Source organism: Staphylococcus sp. EG-SA-17 (genome assembly GCF_017151845.1).
Lineage (GTDB): Bacteria > Bacillota > Bacilli > Staphylococcales > Staphylococcaceae > Staphylococcus > Staphylococcus aureus.
Genome location: NZ_JACVZO010000022.1, coordinates 25,571 through 44,754 on the forward strand (window position 1 = coordinate 25,571; position 19,184 = coordinate 44,754).

General features: G+C 32.3%; 22 protein-coding genes and 2 pseudogenes. 21 read left to right on the forward strand and 3 right to left on the reverse strand.

Annotation, left to right across the window (positions count from 1 at the left end; translation table 11 throughout):
• The first annotated feature begins 8 nt into the window (after positions 1-8).
• The 3 genes and pseudogenes from IDG65_RS10230 to IDG65_RS10240 all read left to right on the forward strand — a co-directional run bounded on the left by IDG65_RS10230 (position 9) and on the right by IDG65_RS10240 (position 3,322).
• Positions 9-1,463: an N-acetylmuramoyl-L-alanine amidase gene (locus IDG65_RS10230; protein ID WP_206174094.1), complete on the forward strand. Its 1,455-nt coding sequence runs from the start codon at positions 9-11 to the stop codon at positions 1,461-1,463.
• Positions 1,464-2,150: 687 nt separating this feature from the next.
• Positions 2,151-2,708 carry a PBECR4 domain-containing protein gene (locus IDG65_RS10235; RefSeq protein ID WP_000526932.1) on the forward strand — a complete coding sequence of 186 codons (558 nt, stop codon included), beginning with the start codon at positions 2,151-2,153 and terminating at the stop codon, positions 2,706-2,708.
• Positions 2,709-3,182: 474 nt separating this feature from the next.
• Positions 3,183-3,322 (forward strand): annotated as a pseudogene (locus IDG65_RS10240) (hypothetical protein).
• 5 nt (positions 3,323-3,327) lie between these two features.
• On the opposite strand, the pseudogene IDG65_RS10245 reads toward IDG65_RS10240, so the two are convergent.
• Positions 3,328-3,642 (reverse strand): annotated as a pseudogene (locus IDG65_RS10245) (hypothetical protein).
• 365 nt (positions 3,643-4,007) lie between these two features.
• Between IDG65_RS10245 and IDG65_RS10250 the strand changes: the two are divergent.
• The 8 genes from IDG65_RS10250 to IDG65_RS10285 all read left to right on the forward strand — a co-directional run bounded on the left by IDG65_RS10250 (position 4,008) and on the right by IDG65_RS10285 (position 11,062).
• The gene (locus tag IDG65_RS10250; RefSeq protein ID WP_000582326.1) at positions 4,008-5,048 is read left to right on the forward strand and encodes a hemolysin family protein; all 1,041 of its coding nucleotides are present in this window, start codon (positions 4,008-4,010) and stop codon (positions 5,046-5,048) included.
• Between the two features lie 13 nt (positions 5,049-5,061).
• Entirely contained in the window at positions 5,062-6,129 is a 1,068-nt protein-coding gene (locus IDG65_RS10255) for an NAD(P)H-dependent flavin oxidoreductase (RefSeq protein ID WP_000267252.1), read from the forward strand.
• 253 nt (positions 6,130-6,382) lie between these two features.
• Positions 6,383-6,466 (forward strand): hypothetical protein, encoded by an 84-nt coding sequence (locus IDG65_RS10260; protein WP_031789467.1) that lies wholly within the window; start codon positions 6,383-6,385, stop codon positions 6,464-6,466.
• Between the two features lie 47 nt (positions 6,467-6,513).
• A complete protein-coding gene (locus IDG65_RS10265; RefSeq protein ID WP_000608129.1) occupies positions 6,514-7,362 on the forward strand; it encodes a DUF72 domain-containing protein in 849 nt (282 codons plus the stop codon).
• A gap of 12 nt (positions 7,363-7,374) precedes the next feature.
• Positions 7,375-8,202: a sulfite exporter TauE/SafE family protein gene (locus IDG65_RS10270; protein WP_000927633.1), complete on the forward strand. Its 828-nt coding sequence runs from the start codon at positions 7,375-7,377 to the stop codon at positions 8,200-8,202.
• 26 nt (positions 8,203-8,228) lie between these two features.
• Positions 8,229-9,548 carry a bifunctional metallophosphatase/5'-nucleotidase gene (locus IDG65_RS10275; protein WP_001241214.1) on the forward strand — a complete coding sequence of 440 codons (1,320 nt, stop codon included), beginning with the start codon at positions 8,229-8,231 and terminating at the stop codon, positions 9,546-9,548.
• Between the two features lie 83 nt (positions 9,549-9,631).
• Positions 9,632-10,549, forward strand: a complete 918-nt coding sequence (gene lipA, locus IDG65_RS10280; RefSeq protein WP_000201875.1) for a lipoyl synthase — start codon at positions 9,632-9,634, stop codon at positions 10,547-10,549.
• Between the two features lie 129 nt (positions 10,550-10,678).
• The gene (locus IDG65_RS10285; protein WP_000598445.1) at positions 10,679-11,062 is read left to right on the forward strand and encodes a YutD family protein; all 384 of its coding nucleotides are present in this window, start codon (positions 10,679-10,681) and stop codon (positions 11,060-11,062) included.
• 78 nt (positions 11,063-11,140) lie between these two features.
• Here IDG65_RS10285 and IDG65_RS10290 read toward each other — a convergent pair whose 3' ends face one another.
• Positions 11,141-11,407, reverse strand: coding sequence for a DUF3055 domain-containing protein (locus tag IDG65_RS10290; protein ID WP_000566649.1), 267 nt, complete (start codon positions 11,405-11,407; stop codon positions 11,141-11,143).
• Positions 11,408-11,504: 97 nt separating this feature from the next.
• Here IDG65_RS10290 and IDG65_RS10295 point away from each other — a divergent pair, with 97 nt between their 5' ends.
• The 9 genes from IDG65_RS10295 to dltD all read left to right on the forward strand — a co-directional run bounded on the left by IDG65_RS10295 (position 11,505) and on the right by dltD (position 18,385).
• Positions 11,505-11,939 (forward strand): DUF86 domain-containing protein, encoded by a 435-nt coding sequence (locus IDG65_RS10295; protein WP_000273979.1) that lies wholly within the window; start codon positions 11,505-11,507, stop codon positions 11,937-11,939.
• Complete coding sequence (locus IDG65_RS10300; protein WP_000816183.1) at positions 11,939-12,724, forward strand: TIGR01457 family HAD-type hydrolase; 786 nt, start codon at positions 11,939-11,941, stop codon at positions 12,722-12,724. Before IDG65_RS10295 ends, IDG65_RS10300 begins: the two co-directional genes overlap by 1 nt.
• A gap of 26 nt (positions 12,725-12,750) precedes the next feature.
• A complete protein-coding gene (locus tag IDG65_RS10305; RefSeq protein WP_000239120.1) occupies positions 12,751-13,710 on the forward strand; it encodes a 2-hydroxyacid dehydrogenase in 960 nt (319 codons plus the stop codon).
• 254 nt (positions 13,711-13,964) lie between these two features.
• A complete protein-coding gene (locus IDG65_RS10310; RefSeq protein WP_001790652.1) occupies positions 13,965-14,075 on the forward strand; it encodes a hypothetical protein in 111 nt (36 codons plus the stop codon).
• 47 nt (positions 14,076-14,122) lie between these two features.
• Entirely contained in the window at positions 14,123-14,275 is a 153-nt protein-coding gene (locus IDG65_RS10315; RefSeq protein WP_000837752.1) for a teichoic acid D-Ala incorporation-associated protein DltX, read from the forward strand.
• A gap of 15 nt (positions 14,276-14,290) precedes the next feature.
• Positions 14,291-15,748, forward strand: a complete 1,458-nt coding sequence (gene dltA, locus IDG65_RS10320) for a D-alanine--poly(phosphoribitol) ligase subunit DltA (RefSeq protein WP_000129647.1) — start codon at positions 14,291-14,293, stop codon at positions 15,746-15,748.
• Positions 15,745-16,959 carry a PG:teichoic acid D-alanyltransferase DltB gene (gene dltB, locus IDG65_RS10325; protein ID WP_000613541.1) on the forward strand — a complete coding sequence of 405 codons (1,215 nt, stop codon included), beginning with the start codon at positions 15,745-15,747 and terminating at the stop codon, positions 16,957-16,959. The genes dltA and dltB overlap by 4 nt, the downstream gene beginning before the upstream one ends.
• 17 nt (positions 16,960-16,976) lie before the next feature.
• A complete protein-coding gene (gene dltC, locus IDG65_RS10330; RefSeq protein WP_000395692.1) occupies positions 16,977-17,213 on the forward strand; it encodes a D-alanine--poly(phosphoribitol) ligase subunit 2 in 237 nt (78 codons plus the stop codon).
• The gene (gene dltD / locus IDG65_RS10335) at positions 17,210-18,385 is read left to right on the forward strand and encodes a D-alanyl-lipoteichoic acid biosynthesis protein DltD (RefSeq protein WP_000769423.1); all 1,176 of its coding nucleotides are present in this window, start codon (positions 17,210-17,212) and stop codon (positions 18,383-18,385) included. The genes dltC and dltD overlap by 4 nt, the downstream gene beginning before the upstream one ends.
• A 257-nt stretch (positions 18,386-18,642) precedes the next feature.
• Here the strand turns inward: dltD and IDG65_RS10340 are convergent, their stop codons facing one another.
• Positions 18,643-18,885, reverse strand: coding sequence for a NifU family protein (locus tag IDG65_RS10340; protein ID WP_001141883.1), 243 nt, complete (start codon positions 18,883-18,885; stop codon positions 18,643-18,645).
• Between the two features lie 100 nt (positions 18,886-18,985).
• Here IDG65_RS10340 and IDG65_RS10345 point away from each other — a divergent pair.
• A partial coding sequence (locus tag IDG65_RS10345) for a DUF1462 family protein (protein ID WP_206174096.1) occupies positions 18,986-19,184 on the forward strand: 199 nt, incomplete at its 3' end.

Sequence of the window (19,184 nt, forward strand, 5' to 3'; positions counted from 1 at the left end):
GATGATTTATGTTAATGACAAAAAACCAAGCAGAAAAATGGTTTGATAATTCATTAGGAAAGCAGTTCAATCCTGATTTGTTTTATGGATTTCAGTGTTACGATTACGCAAATATGTTTTTTATGATAGCAACAGGCGAAAGGTTACAAGGTTTATACGCTTATAATATTCCATTTGATAATAAAGCAAGGATTGAAAAATACGGGCAAATAATTAAAAACTATGATAGCTTTTTACCGCAAAAGTTGGATATTGTCGTTTTCCCGTCAAAGTATGGTGGCGGAGCTGGACATGTTGAAATTGTTGAGAGCGCAAATTTAAACACTTTCACATCATATGGGCAAAATTGGAATGGTAAAGGTTGGACAAATGGCGTTGCGCAACCTGGTTGGGGTCCTGAAACTGTTACAAGACATGTTCATTATTACGATGACCCAATGTATTTTATTAGATTAAATTTCCCAGATAAAGTAAGTGTTGGAGATAAAGCTAAAAGCGTTATTAAGCAAGCAACTGCCAAAAAGCAAGCAGTAATTAAACCTAAAAAAATTATGCTTGTAGCCGGTCATGGTTATAACGATCCTGGAGCAGTAGGAAACGGAACAAACGAACGCGATTTTATCCGTAAATATATAACGCCAAATATCGCTAAGTATTTAAGACATGCAGGTCATGAAGTTGCATTATATGGTGGCTCAAGTCAATCACAAGACATGTATCAAGATACTGCATACGGTGTTAATGTAGGAAATAATAAAGATTATGGATTATATTGGGTTAAATCACAGGGGTATGACATTGTTCTAGAGATTCATTTAGACGCAGCAGGAGAAAATGCAAGTGGTGGGCATGTTATTATCTCAAGTCAATTCAATGCGGATACTATTGATAAAAGTATACAAGATGTTATTAAAAATAACTTAGGACAAATAAGAGGTGTAACACCTCGTAATGATTTACTGAACGTTAATGTATCAGCAGAAATAAATATCAATTATCGTTTATCTGAATTAGGTTTTATTACTAATAAAAAAGATATGGATTGGATTAAGAAGAATTATGACTTGTATTCTAAATTAATAGCTGGTGCGATTCATGGTAAGCCTATAGGTGGTTTGGTAGCTGGTAATGTTAAAACATCAGCTAAAAACCAAAAAAATCCACCAGTGCCAGCAGGTTATACACTTGATAAGAATAATGTGCCTTATAAAAAAGAGACTGGTAATTACACAGTTGCCAATGTTAAAGGTAATAACGTAAGGGACGGCTATTCAACTAATTCAAGAATTACAGGTGTATTACCTAATAACGCAACAATCAAATATGACGGCGCATATTGCATCAATGGGTATAGATGGATTACTTATATTGCTAATAGTGGACAACGTCGCTATATTGCGACAGGAGAGGTAGATAAAGCAGGTAATAGGATAAGTAGTTTTGGTAAGTTTAGCACGATTTAGTATTTACTTAGAATAAAAATTTTGCTACATTAATTATAGGGAATCTTACAGTTATTAAATAACTATTTGGATGGATGTTAATATTCCTATACACTTTTTAACATTACTCTCAAGATTTAAATGTAGATAACAGGCAGGTACTACGGTACTTGCCTATTTTTTTGTTATAATGTAATTACATTACCAGTAACCAATCTGGCTTAAAACCACATTTCCGGTAGCCAATCCGGCTATGCAGAGGACTTACTTGCGTAAAGTAGTAAGAAGCTGACTGCATATTTAAACCACCCATACTAGTTGCTGGGTGGTTGTTTATATATAACGCAAGTTAACCAAAACTAACTCTATCTAATAAAAAGTATGAAAAATTTATTCATATCTATTTAATAAAAAGTATGAAAAATTTACTCATATCTATTGCGTATAAAGTTAAAAGATATTATAGTTAACTATGAAGAAAGTCAACTCTCTATTCCGTTCTTTCTTCCTAACTTGCATTCTTTCGTAGTTAGTTCGTCAAGTAACTATTAATTTAGTTATATACAATCAGGAGTGAATTGTATAGCCCGGCAGAGGCCATATATCTGACTGTTGGTCCCGCAGGAGACTTCTTCCTTGCCATCACTCATATACATAATCCCTACTTACATTAATGTTTGTAGGGATATTTTTTAAGGGGTGTACTAGGTGGGGAACATAACGTATTTAAAAATAAATAGTGAAAACGATGTTGATTTACAAGACATCTTGAATGATTTTATTAATTGCTTTTGCAAAGGTTATGTGGAAATTAAAACGAAATATAAATTGCTTCCCATCTTTAAAATAAATTTTCATAAAAATAATTTACCCCACTTATTAGGTTTGCATTACACACATAAAAAAGTGAGCGCTAAAAAGATCATTGGAAGAATAGCTGAAGGGAAAATTACACACGAATCTATAAAAAAACATTATGAATATAGTAACATTAAAGATAGGCTTATCAATTATAATTTTTTGCATAAATGCTTTATTGATAAAGAAATCAGGCTATGCGTTATAGTTCCAAAAAATTCAATTAATCCACAAAAGATTGATGTAGCTTTTATAGATGACAAGAACAGCCAAGTTATGATACTCGGGTTAAGGAAGTCTAACAATAATGATTTTTATAGTCCGGCGACTATGTACGTTCTGGGTAAAAACAGTTCATATCGAAGAATGAGAAGAACACATGTTATTAGCATAGAATGGAAAAATTAATAAATTCGCCTATCGGTGAATCAGTATAGATCGCATCTTAAATGGTGTGTTTATTTTACTCCCCCTACAACCAACAAAACCACACCACCTATTAATTTAGGAGTGTGGTTATTTTAATATATGAAGCTAAAATAACTACAAATGATACCATTTTTGATACCAAAAAATAATAACCTCAAAATTTCAAGAGAAATAACTTTACTTTAAATCGCATTAAATCAACGTTTCTATAAAAATAAGTCCTTAAAAATTAGTTTTTTCAATCGAAATGGAAGGTAGTATTGGCTAGCTTTAAACCGCGTTGTTAAGCTATTCTTAACTTCCGGAAATAGGTATTGATACCATTTCGATACTGAATATAACAAAAAGCCACATTAATGTGGCTTTTTTTGGTTTTATAACTAAATCGGATTGATAGATAAGCTTTGTGCGTATTTATAAATCCGATTTTTTGATTGGTGTAAAAAATAATCATTGATGGTGGATAAAGCGACAACACAAATACAACATGATTGTGGCATTAGAGTGCTGGTCTTTATTAAATTAATTGAAAACTACATCAAATATTCTTTAAAGATAATTCGATATTAGTTCGATTAAGATTCGTTGTATAAGTGAGTTAAAATAAGAAAACTATTAATAATATTAAGTTCACTACAGATGTTGCTAATGGACCGTAAGTTTTAAAGACATCTTTACTTTTATAACCAACAATCGCATCTAAAAATTGAACTAAAATCATTGCAATGGATATAGTTATCAAAAATATAGCACTATGAATGACTAAAGAAAAAATAGCTAATTAAAATAAAGGTAAGCTTCGACTAAGTGCATAATATGCATTTATATTATGGCTAGATGCACATGCTTGAATTGAATAACCTAAACTTATACTGGCACTAATGATTGTAAATATAGCTAAAACAAAATACATGTTAATCCTTCTTTCTATATTTGGATATAAACAAGTACTTGTCTAAAGTTATTTAAAAGATAATTAGAATAAATTTATGAGAAACTTGTTGTTATCATTATAGCGGTTTCAAATCATTATAACTATGTCATAAACTGAATTTGTTAAAATTTTTTTATTGTGTAAATTTATTCGTAACAATCAGGTCGAACTATAGCATCATTTTACTAATGAACGCATTAAAGTAACTATGACTAAAAATGCATATTAATTATCATTATTAAGACTATTCTATATAATGAATTTTAACTGGTTTATTAAACGAGAACGTCGGGAATTAAGTAACTACAATAAAAATAAGATATGACAATAAGGAGACTACACGCGTGATCATTGCCATAATTATATTGATATTTATTTCGTTTTTCTTTTCAGGAAGCGAGACGGCATTAACGGCTGCCAATAAAACAAAATTTAAAACTGAAGCTGATAAAGGTGATAAAAAAGCAAAAGGCATTGTAAAGTTACTTGAAAAACCAAGCGAGTTTATTACAACGATTCTAATTGGGAATAATGTCGCGAATATTTTATTACCAACACTTGTTACAATTATGGCTTTACGTTGGGGGATTAGCGTTGGTATTGCATCAGCTGTTTTAACAGTTGTTATCATTTTGATTTCCGAAGTGATTCCCAAGTCTGTCGCTGCAACATTTCCAGATAAAATAACAAGGCTTGTATATCCAATTATTAATATTTGTGTCATTGTGTTTCGCCCTATCACATTACTTTTAAATAAGTTGACGGACAGTATTAATCGAAGTTTATCTAAGGGCCAACCTCAAGAACATCAATTTTCAAAAGAAGAATTTAAAACAATGTTAGCAATTGCTGGACATGAAGGTGCTTTAAATGAAATTGAGACGAGTAGGTTGGAAGGTGTCATTAATTTTGAAAATTTAAAAGTAAAAGATGTAGATACAACACCTAGAATTAATGTGACGGCATTTGCTTCAAATGCGACATACGAAGAAGTTTATGAAACGGTTATGAATAAGCCATACACTAGATATCCAGTATATGAGGGAGATATTGATAACATTATTGGGGTGTTTCATTCTAAATATCTGTTGGCTTGGAGTAATAAAAAAGAAGATCAAATTACAAACTATTCAGCTAAGCCATTATTTGTGAATGAACACAATAAAGCTGAATGGGTATTACGTAAGATGACTATTTCTAGAAAACATTTAGCAATTGTGTTGGACGAATTTGGTGGTACCGAAGCGATAGTGTCACATGAAGACTTAATTGAAGAATTATTAGGTATGGAAATTGAAGATGAGATGGATAAAAAGGAAAAAGAAAAACTTTCTCAACAGCAAATTCAATTTCAACAACGGAAAAATCGCAACGTATCTATATAAGGAGCGAACAGCTATGTGGAATAAGAATCGACTTACTCAAATGTTAAGTATTGAATATCCAATTATACAAGCAGGTATGGCAGGAAGTACGACACCGAAATTAGTTGCATCAGTAAGTAACAGTGGTGGGTTAGGCACAATAGGCGCAGGTTACTTTAATACGCAGCAATTAGAAGACGAAATAGATTATGTACGCCAATTAACGTCAAATTCTTTTGGCGTAAATGTCTTTGTACCAAGTCAACAATCATATACCAGTAGTCAAATTGAAAATATGAATGCATGGTTAAAACCTTATCGACGCGCATTACATTTAGAAGAGCCGGTTGTAAAAATTACCGAAGAACAACAATTTAAGTGTCATATTGATACGATAATTAAAAAGCAAGTGACTGTATGTTGTTTTACTTTTGGAATTCCAAATGAATCTATTATAAAAAGATTGAAAGAAGCAAACATTAAGCTAATAGGTACAGCAACAAGTGTTGATGAAGCTATTGCGAATGAAAAAGCGGGTATGGATGCTATCGTTGCTCAAGGTAGTGAAGCAGGTGGACATCGTGGTTCATTTTTAAAACCTAAAAATCAATTACCTATGATTGGAACAATATCTTTAGTGCCACAAATTGTAGATGTCGTTTCAATTCCGGTCATTGCCGCTGGTGGAATTATGGACGGTAGAGGAGTTTTGGCAAGTATTGTCTTAGGTGCAGAAGGGGTACAAATGGGCACCGCATTTTTAACATCACAAGATAGTAATGCATCAGAACTACTGCGAGACGCAATTATAAATAGTAAAGAAACAGATACAGTCGTTACAAAAGCGTTTAGTGGAAAGCTTGCACGCGGTATCAACAATAGGTTTATCGAAGAAATGTCCCAATACGAAGGCGACATCCCAGATTATCCAATACAAAATGAGCTAACAAGTAGCATAAGAAAAGCCGCAGCAAACATCGGCGACAAAGAGTTAACACATATGTGGAGTGGACAAAGCCCGCGACTAGCAACAACGCATCCCGCCAACACCATCATGTCCAATATAATCAATCAAATTAATCAAATCATGCAATATAAATAATCGACCGCAATCCACAAAAGCACAAGCACCCCCAAACATTATTTTAGTGCTTGCCATTTTTGTGGATTGCGTTTCTATTTTACCAATCTAATCAAACGAAATTATCGAGCTGAAGGTCACCGAAATGATTATAATTAAACGAAATTATCGAGCTAAAGTTCGCTGAAATGATTATGATTAAACGAAATCATCAAACGAAAGTTCACTGAAATGATTATGATCAAACGAAATCATCATACGAAAGTTCACTGAAATGATTATAATCAAACGAAAACATCAAGCTGAAGAACGCCGAAAGATTTTAATCAAGCAAAAACATCAAACGAAAGTTCGCTGAAATGATTATGATAAAAGTTATATGGTATGATGACATTGGTGATATATATGATAAACATCGGATTAACAGGTTGGGGTGATCACTATTCATTATATGAAGATTTAGAACGCCAAACCGATAAACTTAAAACATATGCTGGACATTTTCCGGTTGTCGAATTAGATGCGACATACTATGCGATACAACCGGAAAGAAATATATTGAAATGGATAAAAGAAACGCCTGATACATTTGAATTTGTGGTCAAAATTCATCAAGCACTCACATTGCATGCAGACTACAAAACATTTGCAGATACAAGGCAAGAACTATTTGATCAATTTAAGAATATGTTAGAGCCCTTACATACACAGAAAAAATTAGCAATGGTATTAGTTCAATTTCCGCCATGGTTTGACTGCAATGCACAAAATATCAAATATATTTTGTATGTAAGACAGCAATTACAAGCATTTCCAATGTGTGTAGAATTTAGGCATCAATCATGGTTTAGTGATGCATTTAAAGAACAAACATTGGCATTTTTAACAGAACATCAAATCATTCATGCAGTAGTTGATGAACCACAAGTGAAAGATGGCAGTGTACCTTTAGTCAATCGAATCACAAATGAAATTGCGTTTGTACGTTATCATGGACGTAATCATTACGGTTGGACTAAGAAAGATATGTCAGATCAAGAATGGCGAGATGTACGCTATTTATATGATTATAATGAGCAAGAATTAATAGACTTGGCACAAAAGGCACAAATATTAGCACAAAAAGCTAAGAAAGTTTACGTCATATTTAACAATAATTCTGGTGGTCATGCAGCAAATAATGCCAAAACATATCAGCGATTATTGAATATAGAATATGAAGGGTTAGCACCACAACAATTAAAATTATTTTAAGAGGCGACGACTATGTTATTAACAATTACATTATTAGTTTTAATCGGAGGTTTGTCAGCGATTATAGGGTCAATCGTAGGCATTGGAGGCGGTATTATTATCGTTCCAACAATGGTTTACCTCGGTGTTGAACATGGATTACTACATAATATTACAACACAAGTAGCGATAGGGACGTCTTCAGTCATTCTAATTGTGACAGGACTTTCTTCATCACTTGGATATTTAAAAACAAAACAAGTTGATATTAAAAATGGTTCCATCTTTTTATTTGGATTATTACCAGGTTCATTGCTTGGGTCATTCATTAGTAGATATTTAACATTTGAGTCATTTAACTTATATTTTGGAATCTTTTTAATTTTCGTAGCCATTTTATTAATGGTAAGAAATAAGATTAAACCGTTTAAAATATTTGATAAACCTAAGTATGAAAAAACTTATGTAGATGCTAAAGGTAAAACATATCATTATAGTGTACCGCCTTTATTCGCTTTTGTTACTACATTTTTAATTGGTATTTTGACAGGTTTATTTGGTATTGGAGGTGGCGCACTTATGACGCCACTAATGCTTATTGTATTTAGATTTCCACCTCATGTAGCTGTTGGAACAAGTATGATGATGATTTTCTTTTCAAGTGTCATGAGTTCTATAGGGCACATTGCTCAAGGTCACGTAGCTTGGGGTTATGCAATCATTTTAATTATTTCTAGTTATTTTGGTGCGAAAATCGGTGTCAAAGTGAATCAATCAATTAAGTCAGATACGGTAGTAACATTATTGAGAACAGTAATGTTGTTAATGGGTATATATTTAATTATTCGTGCGTTGATTTAATACAACTTTAAAAGGAGGACGTCAATTTGAGGCTTACAATTTATCATACGAACGATATTCATAGTCATTTACATGAATACGAACGCATTAAAGCATATATGGCAGAACATCGGCCACGACTTAACCATCCTTCTTTATATGTTGATCTAGGTGATCATGTAGATTTATCCGCACCTATAACTGAAGCAACTTTAGGTAAAAAGAATGTGGCATTACTAAATGAAGCAAAATGTGATGTTGCAACAATCGGTAATAATGAAGGGATGACCATTTCACACGAAGCTTTAAATCACCTTTACGACGAAGCAAAATTTATAGTGACATGTAGCAATGTTATAGATGAATCAGGTCATTTACCAAATAATATCGTTTCTTCTTATATTAAGGATATAGACGGTGTGAAAATACTATTCGTTGCAGCGACAGCACCTTTTACCCCATTTTATCGTGCGCTAGATTGGATTGTTACCGATCCACTTGAATCTATAAAAGAAGAAATTGAACTTCAACGAGGTAAATTTGATGTATTAATCGTGCTAAGTCATTGTGGCATTTTCTTCGATGAAACATTATGCCAAGAATTGCCTGAAATTGATGTCATTTTTGGTAGTCATACGCATCATTATTTTGAACATGGTGAAATTAATAATGGTGTACTGATGGCGGCAGCTGGAAAGTATGGTAATTATCTTGGAGAGGTTAATTTAACTTTTGAGGCACATAAAGTAGTACATAAAACTGCAAAGATTATTCCTTTAGAAACATTACCTGAAGTTGAAACTTCATTTGAAGAAGAAGGAAAAACGTTAATGTCCAATTCAGTAATTCAACATCCAGTAGTGCTTAAGCGTAGTATGAATCACATAACTGAAGCTGCATACTTATTAGCTCAAAGTGTTTGTGAGTATACACATGCACAATGTGCCATCATCAATGCCGGCTTACTCGTTAAAGATATTGTAAAAGATGAAGTGACAGAATATGACATTCATCAAATGTTACCGCATCCGATTAATATGGTAAGGGTTAGACTTTCTGGTGTGAAATTAAAAGAGATTATAGCTAAAAGTAATAAACAAGAATATATGTATGAACATGCACAAGGTTTGGGTTTCAGAGGGAATATATTTGGAGGATATATTCTTTATAATTTAGGGTACATTCATTCTACAGGGCGTTACTATCTGAATGGAGAAGAAATCGAAGACGACAAAGAATATGTATTAGGTACGATAGATATGTATACGTTCGGTCGTTATTTCCCAATATTGAAAGAATTACCAAAAGAGTATTTAATGCCAGAGTTTTTAAGAGATATATTTAAAGAAAAATTATTGGAATATTAAAAAGTAAGATTATTGGATTTTCATTTGTCATGAATTTCGATATAATGTTTAAAGATACACTTAACAGGAGGGTATGTGTTGTTATGGCGACAAAAAACGAGGAAATATTACGTAAACCGGATTGGTTGAAAATAAAATTAAATACCAACGAAAACTATACAGGACTTAAGAAGATGATGAGGGAAAAAAATCTTAATACTGTATGTGAAGAAGCTAAATGTCCTAATATACATGAATGTTGGGGTGCACGTCGTACAGCGACATTTATGATTTTAGGTGCCGTATGTACAAGAGCTTGTCGTTTTTGTGCGGTTAAGACAGGTTTACCTAATGAACTTGATTTAAATGAGCCTGAACGTGTAGCTGAATCAGTTGAATTAATGAATTTGAAACACGTTGTTATCACTGCTGTTGCGCGTGATGATTTAAGAGATGCTGGTTCAAATGTTTATGCTGAGACAGTACGTAAAGTTAGAGAAAGAAATCCATTTACAACGATTGAAATTTTACCATCAGATATGGGCGGGGACTATGATGCGTTAGAAACATTAATGGCGTCAAGACCTGACATTTTAAACCATAATATTGAAACTGTTCGTCGCTTAACACCGAGAGTTCGTGCGCGTGCGACTTACGACAGAACATTAGAGTTTTTACGTCGTTCAAAAGAATTACAACCGGATATCCCAACTAAATCAAGTATTATGGTTGGATTAGGTGAAACTATAGAAGAAATTTATGAAACGATGGATGATTTACGTGCGAATGATGTAGATATTTTAACGATTGGTCAATATTTACAACCTTCACGTAAACATTTAAAGGTTCAAAAATATTACACGCCTTTAGAGTTTGGTAAATTAAGAAAAGTGGCAATGGATAAAGGTTTTAAACATTGCCAAGCTGGACCTTTAGTACGTAGTTCTTATCATGCGGATGAGCAAGTAAATGAAGCTGCTAAAGAAAAGCAACGCCAAGGTGAGGCACAGTTAAATAGTTAATATTTAACCATTAATAAGGCATAAAGGCTTAGTTTGTACAAAACGAACGTGTCATAGAAGTAATCATTATTTTTATGAAACACTAAAAGTATAAACTGAGCCTTTCATTGTCATAGATAGGTGAAGAATTTGATAAAAGTAGATCAACATTACTTTGAATTAATAGAAAATTATCGCGAATGTTTTAATGAAGAACAATTTATTGCTAGGTATTCAGATATTTTAGATAAATATGATTACATAGTTGGTGACTATGGTTACGATCAATTACGATTAAAAGGCTTTTACAAAGATTCTAATAAAAAAGCAGAGATGAGTAAACGTTTTTCAAATATTCAAGATTACATATTTGAATATTGTAACTTTGGTTGTCCTTACTTTGTATTAAGACATTTGTCTAAACAAGAGGTTAAAAAGTTAATAGAAGAAGTTCATCCGTCTGATGTGATAGATGACGACAATAAACTTCAAGATGTGAAGATTAAGCCAACCATTCAAGAAACTGAACATTAATAAAACCCTTAGCTAGATTGAAAATGGGAATCATGCAATTCAAGCATGGACCTGTAATCTAGTTAGGGGTTTTTATCTTTAATGAATGACTTCATTTAAATACTCAGTAATTTCATCGCCTTCTTCAGCATTTACACCTAAAATATGAGCGATATAGCCTTCTTCTTTTAAATCATCAGTACCGATAATACCGAATTTATTTGTTTGCATATTAAGTACGAGTGTCTTACCATAATGCCTATTTGTATGGACTAACATTAAATCATATCGACTATGCTCGCCAACAAAACCAACAAACTGAACTTGACTCTCTTCGTTGTCATCATATAAATACATATCAATCATTTTGTAGCGACTCCTTTTAAAAGTAGTAAAGTTAGTATAACGACAAATGAAGTATACTGCAAAATTATGATAATATATAAGCGAGAGGTGACAAGGAATGTATTTTGTAGACAAAGATAAACTAACTCAGAAATTAGCCTATTTACAAGCATTAACTGATGATTACCATGAGAGCAAGCACAATCATTATGCATTTGAACGCATTGCTCAAATGTTGATAGAATCATCGGTAGATATAGGGAATATGATTATCGATGCATTTATTTTAAGGGATCCTGGTAATTATAAAGATGTGATTGATATATTAGAACTAGAAAATGTTATTACTAAAGAAACACAGCAGGCGATTAATAAAACTGTCGATATTCGTAAACAATTTACATATGATTACACAGCCTTAGATATTAAGGTTATCATGCCAATGTTTGATGACGCATTACCTTATTACAAACAATTTATTACAGAAGTAACGACATTTTTACATCAAGAAAATGTACCAGTAACAGCTTTTGGTAAAGGAGAAAATCAATAATGAAACAGTATAAAGCGTATTTAATCGATTTAGATGGCACAATGTATATGGGAACAGATGAGATTGATGGAGCAAAACAATTCATCGATTATTTAAATGTAAAAGGCATTCCTCATTTATACGTAACTAATAATTCAACGAAAACACCTGAGCAAGTAACTGAAAAATTACGTGAAATGCACATTGATGCTAAACCAGAAGAGGTTGTAACGTCAGCGTTAGCCACTGCTGATTATATTTCAGAACAATCACCAGGAGCATCAGTATATATGTTAGGTGGTAGTGGTTTAAATACTGCGTTAACCGAAGCGGGACTTGTCATTAAAAATGACGAGCATGTTGATTATGTAGTTATTGGACTTGACGAACAAGTTACATATGAAAAGCTTGCGATTGCAACGTTAGGTGTAAGAAATGGAGCAACATTTATTTCTACAAATCCAGATGTGTCAATTCCAAAAGAACGAGGATTTTTACCTGGGAATGGTGCTATTACAAGTGTTGTAAGTGTATCGACAGGCGTATCGCCACAATTTATTGGTAAACCAGAACCAATCATTATGGTTAAAGCATTAGAAATTTTAGGATTAGATAAATCCGAAGTTGCTATGGTAGGCGATTTGTACGATACCGATATTATGTCTGGTATTAACGTAGGTATGGATACGATTCATGTACAAACAGGTGTATCTACGTTAGAAGATGTGCAAAATAAAAATGTGCCACCAACGTATTCTTTTAAAGATTTAAATGAAGCAATAGCTGAATTAGAAAAATATATGTAGTCATTTTATAAAGTAGGTGAATTGATTTGGTAAAAATAGTTGTTTCGAGGAAAATTCCAGATAAATTTTATCAACAATTAAGTAAACTTGGTGACGTTGTTATGTGGCAAAAATCATTAGTGCCTATGCCTAAAGATCAATTTGCGACAGCACTTCGTGACGCAGATGCTTGTTTTATCACATTAAGTGAACAGATCGATGCAGAAATTTTAGCACAATCACCAAATTTAAAAGTAATTGCGAATATGGCTGTAGGATATGACAACATCGATGTTGAAAGTGCAACAGCGAATAACGTGGTTGTCACGAATACACCAAATGTACTTACTGAAACAACTGCAGAATTAGGATTTACATTAATGCTTGCTATAGCACGCCGTATTGTAGAAGCTGAAAAATATGTAGAAGCAGATGCATGGCAAAGCTGGGGTCCTTATTTATTGTCAGGTAAAGATGTTTTCAATTCAACTATTGGAATATATGGTATGGGAGATATTGGTAAAGCTTTTGCAAGAAGGTTGCAAGGGTTTAATACTAATATTCTTTATCATAATCGATCAAGACATAAAGATGCAGAGGCGGACTTTAATGCAACATATGTTTCTTTTGAAAAGCTGTTAGCAGAAAGTGATTTTATCATCTGTACAGCGCCACTTACAAAAGAAACACATCATAAATTTAATGCTGAAGCATTTGAACAAATGAAAAATGATGCAATTTTTATTAATATCGGTAGAGGGCAAATTGTAGATGAAACAGCATTAATCGATGCACTAGACAATAAAGAAATTTTAGCATGTGGTTTAGATGTATTAGCAAATGAACCGATTGATCATACACATCCATTAATGGGACGTGATAATGTTCTGATTACACCACACATTGGTAGTGCATCAGTAACAACACGGGACAATATGATTCAATTATGTATTAATAATATAGAAGCGGTTATGACAAATCAGGTACCACATACTCCAGTAAATTGAAAATAAGTATGGTTTTTAATCATTGGTAAAACAAGCAAAGCAATTGTTAAATATGTTACGCTTGACTTGCGAATGTATATATTTGCGCTGATGATAATTCAATAACATTATAAACTCGTCATATTAATGTGATGAGTTTATTTGATTTTTGACGTATATAACAAAATTGTTATATAGACTGTAATTGTTTATTGTTTAAATAACCTTTAAAATGAATGATGTTCTCAACATAGTGTATCATTTACAATAATTGAGTGATGACAACCAATTACTATGTTGAATCTATAAAATTAAAATTGAATTTCATTATGAATATCGATATAATGAATTGTAAAAAACAAATTTTAAAACGTATTTTATATTGAACGGTCTTTATAAAGGCGTTTTTACTAAGAACTTTAAGAGGTGCAATATGAAATCTAAAAGTAAACAGCCACCTAATAAATATGTTGAAGCATTCAAACCATATTTATTAACACTATTGTATTTGGCAATATTTATTACTTTATATTTAATTTATGGCAGTGGCGACACACACAATAACTTCATTTATAATGAGTTCTAATGAGGGAGACTTAATATGACAGATATTATTAATAAGCTGCAAGCGTTTGCGGATGCAAATCCACAAAGCATTGCTGTTAGACACACAACTGATGAATTAACTTATCAACAGTTAATGGATGAGTCTAGTAAATTAGCACATCGATTACAAGGTAGTAAGAAACCGATGATTTTATTCGGTCACATGTCACCATATATGATTGTTGGGATGATAGGTGCCATTAAAGCAGGATGTGGATATGTACCTGTAGACACTTCAATTCCTGAAGACCGTATTAAAATGATTATTAACAAGGTTCAACCAGAGTTTGTATTTAATACGACTGATGAATCATTTGAAAGTTTAGCAGGCGAAGTATTTACAATAGAAGATATTAAAACATCTCAAGACCCAGTAATTTTTGATAGTCAGATTAAAGATAACGACACAGTATACACAATCTTTACATCTGGTTCTACTGGGGAACCTAAAGGTGTTCAAATTGAATATGCAAGTTTAGTTCAATTTACTGAGTGGATGTTAGAACTTAATAAATCAGGAAATGAACAACAATGGCTTAACCAAGCGCCATTTTCATTTGACTTATCTGTAATGGCTATTTATCCATGTTTAGCATCAGGCGGTACATTAAATCTTGTAGATAAAAACATGATTAATAAACCTAAATTATTAAATGAAATGCTAACAGCAACACCGATTAACATTTGGGTATCAACACCATCATTTATGGAAATGTGTTTATTATTACCAACGCTTAATGAAGAACAGTATAGTAGTCTTAACGAATTCTTCTTCTGTGGTGAAATTCTACCTCACAGAGCAGCAAAAGCGTTAGTAAGCCGTTTCCCAAGTGCGACGATTTACAACACATATGGTCCAACTGAAGCTACGGTAGCAGTTACAAGTATTCAAATTACACAAGAAATCTTAGATCAATATCCGACATTACCTGTTGGTGTTGAAAGACCAGGCGCAAAATTATCTACTACAGATGAAGGTGAACTTGTTATCGAAGGTCAAAGTGTAAGTTTAGGATACTTAAAAAATGACCAAAAAACAGCTGAAGTATTTAATTTCGATGACGGTATTCGTACTTATCACACTGGTGATAAAGCGAAGTTTGAAAATGGTCAATGGTTCATTCAAGGTCGTATTGATTTCCAAATCAAATTGAATGGCTACAGAATGGAATTAGAAGAAATTGAAACACAATTACGCCAGTCTGAGTTCGTAAAAGAAGCGATTGTTGTACCTGTATATAAAAATGATAAAGTTATTCATTTAATTGGTGCAATTGTGCCAACGACTGAAGTTACGGACAATTCAGAAATGACTAAAAATATTAAAAATGACTTGAAATCACGCTTACCAGAGTATATGATTCCTAGAAAGTTTGAATGGATGGAACAATTACCATTGACTTCAAATGGTAAAATTGACAGAAAGAAAATTGCAGAGGTAATTAACGGATGATTCCATATGGTGATTTTACATTCTTCTTAATTGCTTTAATTGCATTATTACCAGTCATTATACTTGGATTTTTAGGTAAGCGAAGTTACATTTATAATGGCGTAGTTACAGCATTTATGATTGTGTTAATCTTTTCTTCTGATAAACATAATCTGTTTGACCAAAAGTATTTAAGTGTTCAATTAATTAGTTTTATTATTTACGTCGTATGGCAAGTTTTATTGATAATGTTTTATTATCATTCAAAACCAAAAAATAATTCATTTTCAAAATTTGTAACTGTAATGGTTTTATCAATATTGCCATTAGCACTTGTGAAAGTGTTACAAAGTACATGGTTAGGTGGGCATCAGATTCACTTCCATGAAAGCAAATTAATTGAATTTGTTGGTTTCTTAGGAATTTCTTATGTTACATTCAAAAGTGTGCAGTTAATTATGGAAATTCGTGATGGTTCTATCAAAGAAATTAAAGTATGGAAATTAATTCAATTTATTTCATTCTTCCCAACGATTTCATCTGGACCAATCGACCGTTACAAACGTTTCGTTAAAGACGATAAAAAAGTACCAACAGGCAATGAATATCGTGAATTAGTATTAAAAGCAATTCACATGATTATGCTTGGTTTCTTGTATAAATATATTGTTGCTTACTTTATTAACACATATGCAATCATGCCGTTACAATTAGACTTACATGGTTTTGTCAATTTGTGGTTATATATGTACGCATACAGCTTATATTTATTCTTTGACTTTGCAGGTTATAGTTTATTTGCGATAGCATTTAGTTATTTATTCGGTATTAAAACACCACCAAACTTCGATAAACCTTTCAAAGCGAAAAATATTAAAGATTTCTGGAATAGATGGCATATGACATTATCATTCTGGTTCAGAGATTGTATTTACATGAGATCTTTATTCTACATGTCTCGTAAAAAATTATTGAAGAGTCAATTTGCAATGTCTAACGTGGCATTCTTAATCAACTTCTTCATAATGGGAATTTGGCATGGTATCGAAGTGTATTACATTGTTTATGGTTTATACCATGCAGCATTGTTTATAGGTTATGGCTATTATGAACGTTGGCGCAAGAAACATCCGCCACGTTGGCAAAATGGTTTCACAACAGCACTTAGCATTGTGATCACATTCCACTTTGTAACATTTGGCTTTTTAATCTTCTCAGGTAAACTTATATAATAAAGGAGAATTTAATTATGGAATTTAGAGAACAAGTATTAAATTTATTAGCAGAAGTAGCAGAAAACGATATTGTAAAAGAAAATCCAGACGTAGAAATTTTTGAAGAAGGTATTATTGATTCTTTCCAAACAGTTGGATTATTATTAGAGATTCAAAATAAACTTGATATCGAAGTATCTATTATGGACTTTGATAGAGATGAGTGGGCAACACCAAATAAAATCGTTGAAGCATTAGAAGAGTTACGATGAAATTAAAACCTTTTTTACCCATTTTAATTAGTGGAGCGGTATTCATTGTATTTCTATTATTACCTGCTAGTTGGTTTACAGGATTAGTAAATGAAAAGACTGTAGAAGATAATAGAACTACATTGACAGATCAAGTACTAAAAGGCACACTCATTCAAGATAAGTTATACGAATCAAACAAGTATTATCCTATATACGGCTCTAGTGAATTAGGTAAAGATGACCCATTTAATCCTGCAATTGCATTAAATAAGCATAACGCCAACAAAAAAGCATTCTTATTAGGTGCTGGTGGTTCTACAGACTTAATTAACGCAGTTGAACTTGCATCACAGTATGATAAATTAAAAGGTAAGAAATTAACATTTATTATTTCACCACAATGGTTTACAAACCATGGTTTAACGAATCAAAACTTTGATGCTCGTATGTCTCAAACTCAAATTAATCAAATGTTCCAGCAGAAAAACATGTCTACTGAATTAAAACGTCGTTATGCACAACGTTTATTACAGTTTCCACATGTACACAATAAAGAATACTTGAAATCTTATGCTAAAAACCCTAAAGAAACTAAAGATAGTTATATTTCTGGTTTTAAAGAGAATCAATTGATTAAAATAGAAGCGATTAAATCATTGTTTGCAATGGATAAATCTCCATTAGAACATGTTAAACCTGCTACAAAACCAGACGCTTCTTGGGATGAGATGAAACAAAAAGCAGTTGAAATTGGTAAAGCTGATACTACATCGAATAAATTTGGTATTAGAGATCAATACTGGAAATTAATTCAAGAAAGTAAGCGTAAAGTTAGACGTGACTACGAATTCAATGTTAATTCTCCAGAATTCCAAGATTTAGAATTACTTGTAAAAACAATGCGTGCTGCTGGTGCAGATGTTCAATATGTAAGTATTCCATCAAACGGTGTATGGTATGACCACATAGGTATCGATAAAGAACGTCGTCAAGCAGTGTATAAAAAAATCCATTCTACTGTTGTAGATAATGGTGGTAAAATTTACGATATGACTGATAAAGATTATGAAAAATATGTTATCAGTGATGCCGTACACATCGGTTGGAAAGGTTGGGTTTATATGGATGAGCAAATTGCGAAACATATGAAAGGTGAACCACAACCTGAAGTAGATAAACCTAAAAATTAAAATACAAATAGCACATAACTCAACGATTTTGATTGAGCGTATGTGCTATTTTTATATTTTAAATTTCATAGAATAGTAATATGCGCTTGGATATGTGGCAATAATAAAATAATTAATCAGATAAATAGTATAAAATAACTTTCCCATCAGTCCAATTTGACAGCGAAAAAAGACAGGTAATAACTGATTATAAATAATTCAGTATTCCTGTCTTTGTTGTTATTCATAATATGTTCTGTTAATTTAATATCTTTATATTAGAATACTTGTTCTACTTCTATTACACCAGGCACTTCTTCGTGTAATGCACGCTCAATACCAGCTTTAAGAGTGATTGTAGAACTTGGGCATGTACCACATGCACCATGTAATTGTAATTTAACAATACCGTCTTCCACGTCAATCAATGAGCAGTCGCCACCATCACGTAATAAAAATGGGCGAAGACGTTCAATAACTTCTGCTACTTGATCAAACATCGTTGTATCTTCAGTAGGCATCAGGCAAGTCTCCTTTCGAGAGATGAATTTGATAATCTTTATTAGTATATTATAATAGATAGTGTAATAAAAATCTATCAAACCAATGGGGGATAAATATATGGAGCACGTGAGTGTGGTAGTATATGGGGCAGATGTTATATGTGCAAGTTGCGTTAATGCGCCAACATCGAAAGATATTTATGACTGGCTACAGCCGCTATTAAAAAGAAAATACCCAAATATATCATTTAAATATACGTATATAGATATTACAAAAGATAATGACAACTTAACAGATCATGATTTACAATTTATTG

Excerpts from the sequence above, each read along its gene's own strand:
- IDG65_RS10315 (WP_000837752.1), top strand. The coding sequence starts at position 14,123 with ATGAAATCTAAAAGTAAACAGCCACCTAATAAATATGTTGAAGCATTC.
- IDG65_RS10300 (WP_000816183.1), top strand. The coding sequence starts at position 11,939 with ATGAAACAGTATAAAGCGTATTTAATCGATTTAGATGGCACAATGTAT.
- dltD (WP_000769423.1), top strand. The coding sequence starts at position 17,210 with ATGAAATTAAAACCTTTTTTACCCATTTTAATTAGTGGAGCGGTATTC.
- IDG65_RS10265 (WP_000608129.1), top strand. The coding sequence starts at position 6,514 with ATGATAAACATCGGATTAACAGGTTGGGGTGATCACTATTCATTATAT.
- IDG65_RS10255 (WP_000267252.1), top strand. The coding sequence starts at position 5,062 with ATGTGGAATAAGAATCGACTTACTCAAATGTTAAGTATTGAATATCCA.
- IDG65_RS10340 (WP_001141883.1), bottom strand. The coding sequence starts at position 18,885 with ATGCCTACTGAAGATACAACGATGTTTGATCAAGTAGCAGAAGTTATT.
- IDG65_RS10260 (WP_031789467.1), top strand. The coding sequence starts at position 6,383 with ATGATTATAATCAAACGAAAACATCAAGCTGAAGAACGCCGAAAGATT.
- IDG65_RS10295 (WP_000273979.1), top strand. The coding sequence starts at position 11,505 with ATGTATTTTGTAGACAAAGATAAACTAACTCAGAAATTAGCCTATTTA.
- dltB (WP_000613541.1), top strand. The coding sequence starts at position 15,745 with ATGATTCCATATGGTGATTTTACATTCTTCTTAATTGCTTTAATTGCA.
- lipA (WP_000201875.1), top strand. The coding sequence starts at position 9,632 with ATGGCGACAAAAAACGAGGAAATATTACGTAAACCGGATTGGTTGAAA.
- dltC (WP_000395692.1), top strand. The coding sequence starts at position 16,977 with ATGGAATTTAGAGAACAAGTATTAAATTTATTAGCAGAAGTAGCAGAA.
- IDG65_RS10270 (WP_000927633.1), top strand. The coding sequence starts at position 7,375 with ATGTTATTAACAATTACATTATTAGTTTTAATCGGAGGTTTGTCAGCG.
- IDG65_RS10290 (WP_000566649.1), bottom strand. The coding sequence starts at position 11,407 with ATGATTGATATGTATTTATATGATGACAACGAAGAGAGTCAAGTTCAG.
- dltA (WP_000129647.1), top strand. The coding sequence starts at position 14,291 with ATGACAGATATTATTAATAAGCTGCAAGCGTTTGCGGATGCAAATCCA.
- IDG65_RS10230 (WP_206174094.1), top strand. The coding sequence starts at position 9 with ATGTTAATGACAAAAAACCAAGCAGAAAAATGGTTTGATAATTCATTA.